Here is a 1,124-nt window from a genome sequence, read left to right on the forward strand (position 1 = left end):
GCGCTCCAGCCGTGGCTCGATGCGAAGGAGACGAGGCGCACGGCCGCGGTGGCGGCGGCGCGGAACCGCTTCGACAGGCTCGTCAATGTCGCCACCCTGTACAAGGCGCTGGGGGGGCCGCCGGTGGAGGCGGATGGGTGAGGGTTGCGCAGATCCCGCGCGCAAGGAAAGTCATTGCGACGGTGGTCGAGCCATTTCGGAAGTTCGGCAAATTGGAAACCCGACGTTCTTCGGGCGCGCCTCCCTTGAAGCACAGCGACGAGCCGGCCCCAAGGAGTGCGGAGATAAAGCCGGACAATCTTGCGCCGAATATACGAAGGCTGTTTCATAATTCGCCGGCAGCCACTGCGAGCTTGGTGTTGTGCACCACCGCCAACGCCTGTACGACGTCGCCGAGCCTGGTCCAGTGATCAGGAAACAAGCCACTGCGGACCTTCCACGCCTTCAGCCGCGCGAAGCCATGTTCAATTCGCACGCGGATCTTTGATAGCGCAGCGTTATGGGCTTTAGCGGGCGCGTGGGCGAACCTCCAAGCCCGTTCGCCGCGTTTGATCGGACGCAGTAGGCGCTTCTCTTCACCAATGCCATCAGCATAGGCTTTATCAGAGCGTTGCCGCACTACTTCCCGTCAAGGCTTGCACGACCCGTAGACTCAGATTGCTTCGCCATTTCGCCAGTGTGATGCAAATCGCCGTTCTCGCGCCAAGTTCGCGAGGGCGCCCACGGCCCCCGGCATTCCAACCAGGCCCTATTGCCGTGGCCAGTCGATCTATCGTTGCCGCGCGGCAGCCCGCGAGGTGTTGCAGAGAAATTCCTTGCGCTAGCCCGCGCTTCGAATACGATGTGGTCCTGACTCTCAAACGGCACTCTTTTCTGGCATGACACAAGGCAAGGCAGACCACGCGGCGCACGAATGGTTCGATTCCATCGAGCAGCGCGTTGTCGTGCTCGCGAAGCCCGTTGGCCACTTGCTGGCGTGCTGTCTCGCGCTGACCCTGCAGTGCAAGAATCTGCGCAACACGATCCACTATGTCGTGCGCAATGTCCTTACCGCCTACGCATGGGATGTCAGTAGCGAATGCTGGCGGCGGAAGAGCGAACTTCACGCCGCGCAACAGGCGGCG

The 1,124-nt window shown here is 61.8% G+C and carries 2 protein-coding genes; one reads left to right on the plus strand and one right to left on the minus strand.

Annotated elements, in window-relative coordinates:
* Window positions 1-325: 325 nt before the first annotated feature.
* Window positions 326-619 carry a transposase family protein gene (locus CF70_RS35725; RefSeq protein WP_152561706.1) on the minus strand — a complete coding sequence of 98 codons (294 nt, stop codon included), beginning with the start codon at window positions 617-619 and terminating at the stop codon, window positions 326-328.
* Window positions 620-878: 259 nt separating this feature from the next.
* On the opposite strand from CF70_RS35725, the gene CF70_RS06125 reads away from it, so the two are divergent.
* On the plus strand, window positions 879-1,124 hold a 246-nt coding region (locus CF70_RS06125; RefSeq protein ID WP_035861932.1), incomplete at its 3' end, for a hypothetical protein.

This window comes from Cupriavidus sp. SK-3, from assembly GCF_000611145.1.
GTDB lineage: Bacteria > Pseudomonadota > Gammaproteobacteria > Burkholderiales > Burkholderiaceae > Cupriavidus.